Genomic DNA, 12,070 nt, shown 5'->3' with positions numbered 1-12,070 from the left:
GGACGGACCTTTTCCGTGGCCCCTGGCATACGAGCCTGACGATGCGCCTCCGCCGACCGGTCCTGGCTGCAACACTCATCGCTCTCGCAAGCCCTTGTTTTGGCGAGTCTTCCTTGCCGATTCCCGTCAACAACCCTCCGGCCCCAAACGCTTTCGTCGACCTGCTGGCGCTGATGTCCGGCCACTGCAAGACGCTGAAGGTGGCCGGGCGCACGTTCGCCTGCAAGACGGTCGCCTACGCCCATGGTGACGGGGGGCGGGTCAATTTCGCGGTCGCGGTCGACGACCCCACAGACGAGAATCACGTCGTGTCGTTCTCCGGCGAGAACGGCAAGCGCGCCGACGACAATTCCTACGAGCTGCCGATCGACCGCATGCTGCTCAATTCCAAGGACCGCCCCAAGGTCGACGGCCTGCCGGTGCCGGCGGAGCAGACCTCCACCGGCATCTGCCGCCAGACCGGCAATTTTGCCGCCAGGAAGGTGACTGATGTCACCTGCTCTGCCACCGACAGCGAGGGCCGCCGCTACGAACTGCTGTTCGTCTCCGACGGTACGCCGGTGAGCGTGCGCCGTATCAGGCAATCGGCGCCGTCGATCCAGGATCCGTTCAAGTAACGGTCCTTCCTTACCGCTCTGCATGCGGGCGAGGCGAACTGCCGCCTGCGCGGCACCGCCGGATCACATCCTTTCGTTGAAACTATGGGACCGGCAGGTATGCTCGGATGCGTCCTCCTCGAGGAGGCGCCGGCAGCAAACCACAGGCCAACCCAGCAATGCGAACGATCATCGCGATCAAGCGGATCCTGATCGTCTGCCTGTTCGCAAGCCTGGCGCATGAATGCGCTGCAGCCGACGGTCCGGGGCAGCGCTCGATCCTGGTGCTGGAAGACGCCGACTTTCGTTCGCCGTTCTATTCGGAGATTTTTGCCGGTATCCGCACCGCCGCGAAGGACAATGGACATATCCATACCGTGATCTACGGCGAAAGCCTCGATCTCGCCCGTTTCCCGGGACCGGACTACGAGGAGAGCCTGGTCGGTCATCTCAAGACCAAATACGCGCACCGGTCGATCGACGTCATCGTCTCGATCGGCGTCGCATCGGCGAAATTCCTTCAGGGACGCAAGCACGACATCTGGCCCGCCGCACCCGTGGTTTACGGCTTCGTGCCCGATCTGCCCGAGGTGCGCGCGCTGTTTCTGCCCGGCACGACCGCGATCTTCGCCAAGGTGCTACCGACGCAGTTGCTGACTGCGGCACGCGCTGTCGTCCCCGACCTGACTAGCGTCGTCCTCGTGGGCGAGGCATGGAAAAATCCGCTGACATACGGCCACTGGAAGCAAGAATTCGCGGCCGCGATGCCGGATCTCGAGGTTATCGATCTGTCCGACAGGGTGATGCGGGAGGTGCGCGAACGGGTCCGCTCCCTGCCCCCGCGCTCTGCAATCCTGACCTCGGCGATGTATTCCGACGGCGAAGGCACCTACTATCTGCCGGCCGCGGCGCTTGCGCGCGTCGCCGAGCACGCGAACCGCCCGATCATCATCACCTCCGATACATTTCTTGGGCGGACGGGAGTTGGCGGCTTCCTGCTGCTGCCCGAAACCATTGGACGGGAAGCCGGCCAAGTGGCCATGCGGATTCTCGGCGGCGAAGCGCCGTCGAGCATCCCGCCCGTTGCCGGAGACAACGTGAAGCCGATCTTCGACTGGCGACAGCTCAAGCTCTGGAATGTGGACGAAGCCCATCTGCCCCCGGGTAGCCAGGTGCGTTTCCGGGAACCGAGCTTCTGGGAGCAGTATTACTGGCGCGTCATGATCAGCGCAGGCGTGGTGCTGGCGCAGACGATGATGATCGCCATCCTCCTGCGCGAGCGCAGGCTGAGATTTCTGGCGGAGGTCGAGGCACGCCAGCGCATGTCGGAGCTTGCCCACATGAACCGCCGTGCGACCGCAGGCGAGATGTCTGCCTCGATCGCGCACGAGCTGAGCCAGCCGCTCGCCGCCATTCTGATCAATGCTGAGACCGCCGAGCAGGTGTTGCAGGCGCCGGCTCCTGACCTCGGCGTCGTCAGGGATATACTGGGTGATATTCGCCGCGACGATCGGCGCGCAAGCGAGATCGTGGTTCGGCTGCGCTCGTTTCTGAAGAGAGTCCCCACAGAACGCCGCGAGCTCGACCTCAACGCGACGGTCGGCGAGGTGTTTCGGTTCCTATCGATCCAGGCCCTGACCTACGACGTCGCGCTCGCGACCGACCCATCGTCCTCGGATATCCGCGTCAATGCCGACAAGGTGCAGCTGCAGCAGGCCATTCTGAACCTGGTCATGAATGCCATCGATGCGGTGACCGACCTGCCGGAGGATCGGCGACGCATCGTCGGTCGAACCAGCCTCGCAAGCGACAATCAGGCCATGGTCTCCATCGCGGATGCCGGCGACGGCATCTCTACGGAAAAGGTGGCCGAAATCTTCAAGCCGTTTTTCACGACCAAGACGCAGGGCATGGGCATCGGCCTCTCGATCACGCGCACGATCATCGAGGCACATGGCGGGCGCATCTGGGCCGAGAACGCGCCGACAGGAGGCGCCGTCTTTCATATCAGCCTGCCGCTCGCAGGCATTGCGCGCTGATCGAGGGGGACGACCTCGCCGAACCAGACCGGCAGCCATCACGGCCGCGCCCTCATCGCCGACAAGGACGCGATCCTCACCGCGCTGTCCGAGCGCCACGGCTTCCCCCACCCGCATCCGTGAGCGGTTTCGCGCCGTCACGAAACGAGGGAAATTCGGCGTTGCCTGCGCCAGCCGGCGCCTCGCATACTCGGCGCGACAAATCGGAATCCGCTCTCCATGACCAGCTCCCTCCCTGCCCTCATCGTCGTCGACGTCCAGTGCGCGTTCGACCAGTGGGAGGCGGCGGGCAAGCGTCGCAACAATCCGGACGCGGCCGCGCGCATCGCCGATCTCCTGAAGGCGTTCAGGGCGAGCGGCGCGCCCGTCTTCCACATCCGCCATGAGGGTACCAAGCCGTCCTCGTCATTCCTGCCGACGGACCCCGGCTACGTCGTCAAGGACGAGGCGCGCGAACAGCCCGGCGAAGCCGTGATCGTCAAGCGCGTCAACAGCGCCTTCATCGGCACCGACCTCGAACAGCGCCTGCGCGCAGGCAACATCGCGACGGTCGTCATCTGCGGCGCCACCACCAATCATTGCGTCGAGACGACGACACGCATGGCCGGCAATCTCGGCTTCGACACCAGGCTCGTGCGCGACGCGACCTGGACGTTCGATCGCGTCGGCCCCGATGGCGATGCGCATTCGGCCGAGGCGATCCATGCGATGACGCTGTCGAACCTCGACGGAGAGTTCGCCCGCATCGTCACCGCGGGCGAGGTCATCGCTGCGCTCGGAGCGGCGTAACAGCAAGGCGATTGCAAGGCGATTACATGGCGACCGCGGCCATGCGACGATAGATCGCCCGACGTTCCACCCTTCACGCGCGAATCGGAACTGACATCTGCGTCGTTTCGACGCCCGCACTCGCCGGAACGCGCCGGATGCCCATGTGTTGTCACACGACATTCAACTGGAGTGATGACATGAAGTATCTCATAGTCGCGATGGCCATCGGTGCGGCGGCGCTTGCCGGCGGTTCGGCGGCGAACGCGGCCAATAATTCGAGCGCGAGGCAGAACGCGCAGGCCGGCCAATCGACCGACATCAGTGCGCAGCACAGGCACCACCATCACGGCTATCGCCATCACTGGCGTCCTCGCCATCATCACGGCTATTACCGTCCGCACTACCGGAGCTACGGCTATTACCCGCGCCACCACGGCTATTACGGCGGGGGACCGTACGGATATTACGGCGGCGGTCCCAGCGTGAGTTTCGGCTTCGGCGGCAGCCGCTGGTAAGATGAAAGGCCCGCGCAATGCGGGCCTTTTTTCCGATACTCGCTCACGAGGCACTATCCTCGCAAGATCGTCCCCGCGGTCCCCAGACCGCTCGCCAGCGCCGCCTCGACCGTGCCCATGTCGGCTCCGCGATAGAGCGCCTCCCCGGAGAACAGCACCGCGCCGTCGGCACGCGCGAGGATCGTTTGCGCCTCGCGCGTCCGCGGCGTTGCCCAGGAATAGGCGCCGCCGGCGAATGGATCGTGCGCCCAATTGGTCGCGGCGGCCGCCACGAGATCGCCCGCGATGTCCTCGCGTGGCCGCTTGAAGACGGCCGCGAGCGAATCGATCCCGGCATCGATCAGCCCTTGCGGATCGAGTTGCGACAGCGTCGCCGTGCCCGGGCCGCCGGACCAGCCGGTGAGCACGTGATGCTGGTTCGGATTTTGCGTCCACCACACCGGGATCGTCTGGTCCGACAGCAGGAAGGTCATGCCCGCGAGCTCCTGCCTGCGTTCGCGCCACCACGGCCGTCCGAAGCGCAGCAGGATCTTGACGACATTGCCGAAGCCGATATCGGCGGCAGCCGCCGCCTTCGCGCGCGCGCCGCCCGGCAGCGCGATCTCGCGCAGCAGCGGCAGCGGCACGGTGAGGATCACGCGATCGCAGGTAAGCACATCGCCGCCGGCGCAGCGCACGGCAATCGCGCCGCTCGCCTCCTCGATCGCCGACACCGCACGACCAAGCCGGATCGCAACCCCGCGCCTGCGGCACTCGGCCGCCAGGAAGCCGATCAGCGCACCATAGCCGCCATCGATGCGCGCCTGCGCAGAGTGCCCGCCATCCATCCATTCCTCGCGCAGCGCCAGCGTCGAGGCGCGCTCGGGGTCGGCCGCATCGTAGCCCTCGACCATGCGCTCGATCGAATGGCGCATCGGCGCGTAATCATCTCCGGCAAAATGCCGGCGCAGGAAATCGGCGACGGTGAGGTCGTCCTTGAGGTCCCGAAGCGCGGCTTGCAGCTCCGCCACGTGCGGATCGTGGCGATCCTCGCGCAAGATGTTCGCACCGTCGAAACTCCACTGCTCGCCGTCGATCCTCTGCAGGGACAGCCCGGCCTCGCGCAGCAAAGCGCGCGTGACCGGCGCCTCGCCATGGACGAATTCGGCGCCGCCGTCGGCGGGATAGCCGAACTCCGACGCCGGCAGCGGATGGATGCGTCCGCCGCAACGCTCGCGCGCCTCCAGGATCGTCACCTTGCGGCCGGCACGCGCCAGCTCGCGCGCCGCCATCAGGCCGGCCGCGCCGGCGCCGACGATGACGATGTGCTCTGACGTATCTAACATGCCGCGCTCTTACCGGCTCGCAGCTTGCGCGTCGTTGTCGATCAGATACCGCAGCAGCAGGACACCGCCGCCGAGCTCCCGCACGCTCTCCAGCGTCATCGCAGTCAGCGGCGCACGATGGTCGCTGTCGGAGTCGGAGGAGTCGAACACGAAGGGCGCGCCCCTGGCGCCATCGATCGCGGGACTGAGGATCAGGTTGAACTCGTCGATCAGGCCGGCGCGCAGGAACGCGCCATTGGCGACGCCGCCGCCTTCCACCAGCAGACGCTTCACCCCGAGCTCGCGGGCGAGAATGTCGAGCGCCAGTGCCAGGTCGATCTCGGACTTGCCCGCGAAGATGTAGGAGACACCCTCACCGCGCAGGCCCACGAGATGAGAATCCGGCACGCTCTCGGTCAGCACCACGACGATCGGATCGCCGCCGATATCGGAGCGGCCCCAGCCGATCTTGCCCTGCGCGTCGAGCACGACGCCATAGGTCTCGGCATCGCGCCGCGCGAACCAGTTTTGGCGCGGGAGCTTTTCGTTCGACGTCTCGAGATAGGGCTTGCCCTTGGCGAACTCCGAACCGGTGACGCGGCCGATCACCCAGGCATCGCCGCCGAGCTCATCGTGGACCTTCTCGAACCAGTCCGTGCCCGCGCCCTTCGGGCGCCAGCGGCTCGGATGCGTGCGTCCGTCCAGGCTGGAGTGCATCAGACAGATGACGTAGGGCTTCATGCAAATCTCCGCGCCGCGCGTCAGGCCGCCGTTCCGCCGCCCTTGGAGCGATCGTTCACGATCACCGCAAGCGGATTGAGCTTCGGCGGCGCGATGAGCTGCAGCGTGTTGGTGTCGCGATGGTTGAACGGCGCGCCGCGCACGAACAACTCGGTCTGGATCAGATAGGTCCAGCTGCCGTCGTCGTTGAAGGTGATGTCGCAGCGGTAGGCATCGGTGCGGAAGGCTTGTTCCAGAAAGTCGGTCGAGCAGATTCCGTAAGCGGTGTCGCCACGCTTCGCCGTGACGGAGATATTCCTGTCGTCGGGCCCGGCCTTGCCCGAGGCCAGCAGCACCTGCCCGCGCGGGATCGCCAGCGTCTGCATGATCAGCCCGGTCGCCGGTTCCCACAGCCAGTACCCGACCTGGTCGTGGAAGGTGATGTCTTCCTCCGGCGTGTTGATGTGGATGTGATAGCGCAGCCCGTAAAGCAGCTGCGGCCCGTTGGCCTGCGGATCGATCGGGTCCATCCGGATATGCTCGATGAAGGTCCGCCGCTCCGGCCCCTCCGCCTTCGGATTGACGTCGACGCCCTTGTCGGCCTGCCAGACGCCGGCGAGGCGGCGAAGCGGGCCGAGATTGGCCAGGCCATCGGGCGAGACGTCCTCCGGCTCGGTGAAGATATCGGCGGGAAGGGGAAGCATGGGGTCCTCGCGGAAAGTTGCGGGAACAGCCATATCACGGGGATGGGCGGCATGGCTTCACCTATGACCCACGCAAGCGGCGGCTGGCGTTGCAGCCATGCACAGATGGTCCTTGATTCATGATCTCAGAGCTTCGGCATCAACGGCGACGCCCCTTGGCCTGAACCGGGCATTTTGGGCAGGTGTTCGGCTGGCGAATACCGCCAGGACAACGTATGAAACCGGTCGCCGACTCGGAATCATCGGTTCGAGGCCTTGCGCGGCACGCACGCCGATAACCCATGCCCAACGGAAACATCATGCCTGTCAATCGCAACATCCTGTTTCTCATTATCGGCGCGCTGGTCGTCGTGGTCGGCGTCCTCGGCTACAACCTCTATCAGGACAAGAAGCAGCCGGAAGGGCTCCAGATCAATCTCGGACCCAACGGCGTCAAGATCCAGAACAAGTGATCAGCGAGCGGCCGGCACGAGCAATGCCGCATGCGCGAGCATCCCTTGAATCAGAACCCGGATGTGGCTTCGCTCATCCGGGCTTCTCGAGTTGATACCGACAAACCCGATCGCAGCTTACGCGCTGCCGCCTCGCCCACAACTGCCTCAGTTTTAATCAGGCGCCGATGCTTCCCAAGTTTTTGTGTTCGGCGTTCCCGTTGCGCCGCGGAATCGCAATGCTAAGACCATTGGCTGATGGGATTGTGACGACCTCCTTGCGCGGATAATGCCCGAGCGGACGTCGAGCGACGGCAGTGACTTTGAAGTGAGCAGTTTGGAATGCAGCAGGCTTCGGTCGAGAAGTTCTCGGACCTCATCGGCGGTATCTATGATTGCGTGATCGCGCCTGAACGCTGGACCGGAGTTCTGGACGGGATTTGCGCAGAGTTCGGCTTTGCCACCGGCGCGCTCTCGGTCGCCAGCCTCACCAACATGAAGGCCGTCGTCAATGCGGTCTCCGGGTCCGATCTGGCCGAGATGGCACAGAACGGCATCGGCTATGGGGCCGACATCATCGAGCTCTGGGGCGGCGCCGAGCGCATTCAACAATATCCGCTCGGAGAACCCATCGTTCAATCCCAGGCCGTTCGGCAGGACATCATTGCCGGCAACCGCTATTATCGCGAATGGGCCATGCCCAAGGGCTTGTTCGACGCCGTGGCCGTCGGCCTCGTTCGCGACAGGACGATGGTCGGAAATGCGATCTTCAGCCAGCACGAATCGGCCGGCACCATCGACGAAGCGCAGCTCAATGGATTGCGCCTGCTCGCACCTCACATCCGCCGTGCCGTGACGATCAGCAACCTGTTCGACATGAAGGCGGTCGAAGCCACCACATTCGCCGCCACGGTGGAGGCGCTGACGGTCGGCGTCGTCCTGGCCGACGAGGATTCGAACATCGTTCACGCCAACGCCGCGGCCACCGCGATGCTCGCGGCCGGCGATCCGATCGTGGCAAGGCATGGCCGCATCGCCGTTCAATCGGCGGCGACCACCGCCACATTGCAGTCGGCCGTCGCCCAGGCCGCAAAAGACGAGGCGACGCTCGGCCAGAAAGGCATCGGCATTCCGATCCCTCGCCAGGGCGCCGACCCTCTCGTCGTCCACGTTCTGCCGCTGCGGCGCAGCCAGATGCGATCCGGTCTGGTCCAGCGCGCCGCCGCCGCCCTGTTCGTGACGTCAGCCGCGGGCCCGCCGCGACTGCCTCACGATGCGCTCAACCAACTCTATGACCTGACGCCGGCCGAGATTCGCATCTTCGAGCTAATCTGCGATGGGCACACCCGCGACGCGATCTCGGCATTGCTCGGCGTGTCCGTCAGCACCGTGAAGAGCCACCTCGTTCACGTCTTCGAAAAAACGGGTTGCAGGCGCCAGGTCGACCTGGTCAGGCTCGCGAAATCGCTGACGTTCCCGGTGTGAGGCGCGGGGATGACGGCGCGGTCGGCCGGACCCGCCCGGCGACAGGCTCAGGAAAATGTCACGATGAGCATTCCGCGGTGATCCAGCGCCTGCCCTCGTTCGTTCCCAGACCCAGAGGTCGCTTGTCGAGGCGCTATGATCGCTGCTATCCGAGCTTTAGATGCGCCAATCCGGGCGAAAGCTGGTTTTCCCTGGAGGATTGAAGCGCGGCTGTCGACTGGCGCGAGCAAAGGGCCGAAGACAAAGGTGGACTGGGCTGATCTGATCGGACGCGTCGCCTCGACCGGAGACCGGGAGGCCTTCAAGCGCCTATTCGAGCATTTCGCGCCCCGCATCAAGGGGTTGATGCTGAAGGGCGGGTGCAGTTCCGACGAGGCAGAGGAGATTGCTCAAAACGCCATGATCGCCGTCTGGCGGAAGGCGAGCCAGTTCGATCCTGCGACGGCAGGGGCCGCGGCATGGATATTCACCATCGCGCGCAACTTGCGCATCGACTTGTTCCGCAGCAGAGCGCGGGCGGACCGACTGCGGGGCACTTCGGAGCTTCCCGATGCGCCGGATCCCGCCGAGTCCGCGGATGCCGTCATGTCCCGCGTGCAGGATGCCGCGCGGATCAATTCGGCCGTCAAGCGGCTCTCGACGGAGCAATCCATGGTGGTGCGGCTGTCGTTCATCGAGGAGAGGCCGCACCCGGAAATCGCGAGCCTGCTCGGCATTCCGCTCGGAACGGTGAAATCGCGGATCAGACTGGCGATGAACCGCCTGAGAGACATATTGGACGAAGAAGCATGACGATCAGCCATCATCCGCCGGAAGATCTTCTGGCCGACTTTGCGGCCGGCAGGTTGGAAGAGGCCCATCAATTGGTGGTGGGGGTGCATGTTGCAGGTTGTGCACGGTGCGGCCGGTTCGTGCAGGCCATCGAGCAACTTGGCGGCTTGGCGCTCGAAGACGTCGAGCCGGTGCCGGTCGCATCGGATGCGTTCGAGCAGGTGATGTCGCGAATTCACGACGCTCCTGAACAACGAGCGGCGCGGACTGCCGATCTCGCTCGTGGCAGGGACCAGGATGTTCCGGCGGCGCTGCGGAACTACCGTATCGGCAAGCGCAGGCGCGTCGCTCCGGGTCTGAGCATGCGATCGATCGAGCTGTCCGGTTCGGGCAAGGCGCGAGCGTTTCTGCTTCGGTCCGCGCCGGGGACGCGCATGCTCGAACATACTCACACCGGCACCGAGCTGACCCTCGTGCTCGAGGGCAGCTTCAGCCACGAAGGCGGCCGGTTTGGTCCGGGTGATTTCGACTATGGCGACGACGAGACCGACCATCGACCGATCGTGGGCGACGAGGGCCCCTGTGTTTGCCTCGTCGCAATGACGGGCGACCTGCGCATGAACGGCCTGCTCGGCAGACTGATCGGGCCATTCGTGCGGCTTTGATCCGCTTGCGTCCTTTTCCGCCGGGTGATCCGAAGGCGAGCCCGGAGCGTTTCGAAAGGAACGCGAGGGAGACAGGACATGGCCGGCCTAAGCCTGGAACGACAGGCGCAGAGCGAAACATTGCTCGAATTGCTGGCATGCGTTTCTGCGGGCGACGCACGGGCCTTCGCAGAGCTGCATATGCTGACGCGGAGCAAGCTGCGCAGGACTGCGCTCGCCGTCGGAACTCCGCCCCACGACATCGAGGACATTCTTCAGGAAACCTATCTGAAGATCTGGCGCAACGCGGGTCGGTTCGACAGCAGCCGTGCTTCAGCGATGACCTGGATGTCCGCCATCGTCCGGAATACCGCCATCGACCATCTGCGGACCAGGAGACTACCGACTTACGCGCTGGACGAGGCACTTCTGGTTCCGGCCACCGCTGATCCGTCCCGGATTGACGATTTCGACTACGCCCGCGCCGAACCGATCGCGCGCGGCGTGCTGGCTCGTCTGCCGGAAGATCGCCGCCGGCTGGTGGCTCTGGCCTACCTCGAGGGCGAAAGCCGCGCGAGCTTGTCAAGGCGCTTCGGGGTGCCGGTCGGCACCATCAAGACCTGGCTGCACCGAACTCTCCTGGCGGTTCGCAAGGACTGCCTTGCTGCATCGGCCGCAGCCTGAAGCAGGCGAGGAACCCGCGCGTGGCCGCAGAGATCATCGAATTCCCCAACCGTGGACATGTGGACCCGCTTGTGTCCTCTCTTGCGAGGCTCGAGCAGATGGTGAGAGAGGTGGACCGTCTGGCAGCCGATCAGCCCGCGGAAGGCCTCGATCATTTGCTCGGCGTCATGGAGCACCTCGGCGATCGACTGGTCGACCTCGCGCATCTCGTGCTCGACGAAGATGGAAAGCGGAGAGTCCAGATCGCATTCGCGTCGCTGTCCGACAAGATCGCGGAGACCAGGGACGCCTTTGACGGGTGCGATGCACCGAGGGATCCTTGAATTCGGAACCACGCTCGCCTGCTCGACGCCGATGAAGTCAGCTCTGCGCTGTCGACCCTAATTGAGGCGGAGCAGCGACATGTTCAGCAGGGTCGCAAAACCGACCCAGCCGGCATAGGGAATGAAAAGCATCGCTGCCAACCGGTCGGTCTGCCATCGGCGCCAGACAAACGCGAGGATCACGGCCAGCAAAGCAACAATGACGCCGAGCGCCACGTCCATGCGATGAAGCGAAAAGAAGATGGGAGACCATGCAAAATTCAGGATCATCTGCAGGCCCCACAATCTCATCGACTTTCCGCGCGGCTCCGCCTCGAAGGTGCGGAATCCCGCCACGGCGATCAGCAGGAACAGGATCGTCCAGACGGGTGCGAACACCGCATCGGGCGGATTGAAGGACGGCTTGTTGAGTGCCGCGTACCACGCTCCCGGACGGTTGAGCACACCGATCAGAAGCCCCGCGGCAGGAACGAGACAGAGGAAAGCGGCGCATCTGGACCATCTGCCGCGCTTCCGCTCGCCATCTTGCCCCAGCGCCCCGTTGTGCGCCCCATGCATGGTCAATGCGCCATCCTTTGAGCGACAAGAAATCCGATCCAGGCACTGACACCGGCGAGGAACGATCCCCAGCACACGTCCGCAAGAGTTAGCCCCGTCGACCAATTCCGCAGCGTTGCCTGGTTGGTCAGATCGTAAGTCGCATAGGTAAAGCAACCCAGCAGCACGCCGGACGTGAAAGCGCGCAGAGCGCTGCCGTCTTGCTGAGCCGGCAGCACCGCGAACCAGATCAAACCGACGGGATAGGCCAGATAAAACACTGCAGCGGCGGCGAGGTCGGGCTCAGACCGCAACATGTCGCCCAGCACCGGCCGGTAAAGTCTCTCGACCATGGTCTTGAGCCAGATCATGTCGAGCGCAACGAAGGTCACAGCCACCGACAGATATGTGAAAAGCAAGCTCATGTCCGGTCTCCCCTCCGGTTGCTTCGCAACCGGTTTTACAAAGGCAACGCCTGCTTAAACGACGCAAGTCCCTCGCCGGATCACGCTGCACACTGGTTCCGCGCGGCTCGCGCGGCCTGTC

15 protein-coding genes are annotated in these 12,070 nt (G+C 64.6%); 10 read left to right on the top strand and 5 right to left on the bottom strand.

The genetic code is table 11. The features are described 5' to 3' along the window. Positions 1-41: 41 nt before the first annotated feature. The 4 genes from OC450_RS24060 to OC450_RS24045 all read left to right on the top strand — a co-directional run bounded on the left by OC450_RS24060 (position 42) and on the right by OC450_RS24045 (position 3,921). Positions 42-617: a hypothetical protein gene (locus tag OC450_RS24060; RefSeq protein WP_211381150.1), complete on the top strand. Its 576-nt coding sequence runs from the start codon at positions 42-44 to the stop codon at positions 615-617. 158 nt (positions 618-775) lie between these two features. Next, complete coding sequence (locus tag OC450_RS34335; protein WP_256807319.1) at positions 776-2,635, top strand: ATP-binding protein; 1,860 nt, start codon at positions 776-778, stop codon at positions 2,633-2,635. Positions 2,636-2,854: 219 nt separating this feature from the next. Next, positions 2,855-3,424: a cysteine hydrolase family protein gene (locus OC450_RS24050; protein WP_256807320.1), complete on the top strand. Its 570-nt coding sequence runs from the start codon at positions 2,855-2,857 to the stop codon at positions 3,422-3,424. A 179-nt stretch (positions 3,425-3,603) separates the two neighbouring features. Then, on the top strand, positions 3,604-3,921 hold the full coding sequence (locus OC450_RS24045; RefSeq protein WP_211381147.1) for a hypothetical protein: 318 nt from the start codon (positions 3,604-3,606) through the stop codon (positions 3,919-3,921). Positions 3,922-3,974: 53 nt separating this feature from the next. Here OC450_RS24045 and OC450_RS24040 read toward each other — a convergent pair whose 3' ends face one another. Genes OC450_RS24040 through OC450_RS24030 form a run of 3 tightly spaced genes read right to left on the bottom strand, consistent with a single transcriptional unit; the run spans position 3,975 to position 6,649 of the window. Then, on the bottom strand, positions 3,975-5,246 hold the full coding sequence (locus tag OC450_RS24040; RefSeq protein ID WP_262048796.1) for a flavin monoamine oxidase family protein: 1,272 nt from the start codon (positions 5,244-5,246) through the stop codon (positions 3,975-3,977). Positions 5,247-5,255: 9 nt separating this feature from the next. Next, the gene (locus OC450_RS24035) at positions 5,256-5,966 is read right to left on the bottom strand and encodes a RibD family protein (RefSeq protein ID WP_211381145.1); all 711 of its coding nucleotides are present in this window, start codon (positions 5,964-5,966) and stop codon (positions 5,256-5,258) included. Between the two features lie 20 nt (positions 5,967-5,986). Next, positions 5,987-6,649, bottom strand: coding sequence for an FABP family protein (locus tag OC450_RS24030; RefSeq protein ID WP_211381144.1), 663 nt, complete (start codon positions 6,647-6,649; stop codon positions 5,987-5,989). A 299-nt stretch (positions 6,650-6,948) separates the two neighbouring features. Here OC450_RS24030 and OC450_RS24025 point away from each other — a divergent pair, with 299 nt between their 5' ends. The 6 genes from OC450_RS24025 to OC450_RS24000 all read left to right on the top strand — a co-directional run bounded on the left by OC450_RS24025 (position 6,949) and on the right by OC450_RS24000 (position 10,987). Further along, complete coding sequence (locus OC450_RS24025) at positions 6,949-7,101, top strand: hypothetical protein (protein ID WP_211381143.1); 153 nt, start codon at positions 6,949-6,951, stop codon at positions 7,099-7,101. Between the two features lie 321 nt (positions 7,102-7,422). Continuing rightward, on the top strand, positions 7,423-8,565 hold the full coding sequence (locus OC450_RS24020) for a helix-turn-helix transcriptional regulator (RefSeq protein WP_256807322.1): 1,143 nt from the start codon (positions 7,423-7,425) through the stop codon (positions 8,563-8,565). Between the two features lie 246 nt (positions 8,566-8,811). Continuing rightward, positions 8,812-9,357 carry a sigma-70 family RNA polymerase sigma factor gene (locus OC450_RS24015; RefSeq protein WP_256807388.1) on the top strand — a complete coding sequence of 182 codons (546 nt, stop codon included), beginning with the start codon at positions 8,812-8,814 and terminating at the stop codon, positions 9,355-9,357. Continuing rightward, on the top strand, positions 9,354-10,001 hold the full coding sequence (locus OC450_RS24010; protein ID WP_211381141.1) for a ChrR family anti-sigma-E factor: 648 nt from the start codon (positions 9,354-9,356) through the stop codon (positions 9,999-10,001). Before OC450_RS24015 ends, OC450_RS24010 begins: the two co-directional genes overlap by 4 nt. Positions 10,002-10,079: 78 nt before the next feature. Then, complete coding sequence (locus tag OC450_RS24005) at positions 10,080-10,664, top strand: RNA polymerase sigma factor (protein ID WP_211381140.1); 585 nt, start codon at positions 10,080-10,082, stop codon at positions 10,662-10,664. A 20-nt stretch (positions 10,665-10,684) separates the two neighbouring features. After that, the gene (locus OC450_RS24000) at positions 10,685-10,987 is read left to right on the top strand and encodes a hypothetical protein (RefSeq protein ID WP_211381139.1); all 303 of its coding nucleotides are present in this window, start codon (positions 10,685-10,687) and stop codon (positions 10,985-10,987) included. A 57-nt stretch (positions 10,988-11,044) separates the two neighbouring features. On the opposite strand, the gene OC450_RS23995 is transcribed toward OC450_RS24000, so the two are convergent. Both OC450_RS23995 and OC450_RS23990 read right to left on the bottom strand, forming a co-directional pair. Next, entirely contained in the window at positions 11,045-11,620 is a 576-nt protein-coding gene (locus tag OC450_RS23995; RefSeq protein ID WP_315986399.1) for a TspO/MBR family protein, read from the bottom strand. Then, positions 11,548-11,949, bottom strand: coding sequence for a DUF2177 family protein (locus OC450_RS23990; RefSeq protein ID WP_211381138.1), 402 nt, complete (start codon positions 11,947-11,949; stop codon positions 11,548-11,550). The genes OC450_RS23995 and OC450_RS23990 overlap by 73 nt, the downstream gene beginning before the upstream one ends. Positions 11,950-12,070 lie beyond the last annotated feature (121 nt).

Origin of the sequence: Bradyrhizobium sp. Bra78 (genome assembly GCF_024519855.1) — a bacterium.
Classification (GTDB): Bacteria; Pseudomonadota; Alphaproteobacteria; order Rhizobiales; family Xanthobacteraceae; genus Bradyrhizobium; species Bradyrhizobium japonicum_G.
This window is presented reverse-complemented; position numbering and strand designations above follow the sequence as displayed.

Excerpts from the sequence above, each read along its gene's own strand:
- OC450_RS24045 (WP_211381147.1), top strand. The coding sequence starts at position 3,604 with ATGAAGTATCTCATAGTCGCGATGGCCATCGGTGCGGCGGCGCTTGCC.
- OC450_RS24060 (WP_211381150.1), top strand. The coding sequence starts at position 42 with ATGCGCCTCCGCCGACCGGTCCTGGCTGCAACACTCATCGCTCTCGCA.
- OC450_RS34335 (WP_256807319.1), top strand. The coding sequence starts at position 776 with ATGCGAACGATCATCGCGATCAAGCGGATCCTGATCGTCTGCCTGTTC.
- OC450_RS24050 (WP_256807320.1), top strand. The coding sequence starts at position 2,855 with ATGACCAGCTCCCTCCCTGCCCTCATCGTCGTCGACGTCCAGTGCGCG.
- OC450_RS24010 (WP_211381141.1), top strand. The coding sequence starts at position 9,354 with ATGACGATCAGCCATCATCCGCCGGAAGATCTTCTGGCCGACTTTGCG.
- OC450_RS24005 (WP_211381140.1), top strand. The coding sequence starts at position 10,080 with ATGGCCGGCCTAAGCCTGGAACGACAGGCGCAGAGCGAAACATTGCTC.
- OC450_RS24030 (WP_211381144.1), bottom strand. The coding sequence starts at position 6,649 with ATGCTTCCCCTTCCCGCCGATATCTTCACCGAGCCGGAGGACGTCTCG.
- OC450_RS24040 (WP_262048796.1), bottom strand. The coding sequence starts at position 5,246 with ATGTTAGATACGTCAGAGCACATCGTCATCGTCGGCGCCGGCGCGGCC.
- OC450_RS24035 (WP_211381145.1), bottom strand. The coding sequence starts at position 5,966 with ATGAAGCCCTACGTCATCTGTCTGATGCACTCCAGCCTGGACGGACGC.
- OC450_RS23990 (WP_211381138.1), bottom strand. The coding sequence starts at position 11,949 with ATGAGCTTGCTTTTCACATATCTGTCGGTGGCTGTGACCTTCGTTGCG.
- OC450_RS24025 (WP_211381143.1), top strand. The coding sequence starts at position 6,949 with ATGCCTGTCAATCGCAACATCCTGTTTCTCATTATCGGCGCGCTGGTC.
- OC450_RS24020 (WP_256807322.1), top strand. The coding sequence starts at position 7,423 with ATGCAGCAGGCTTCGGTCGAGAAGTTCTCGGACCTCATCGGCGGTATC.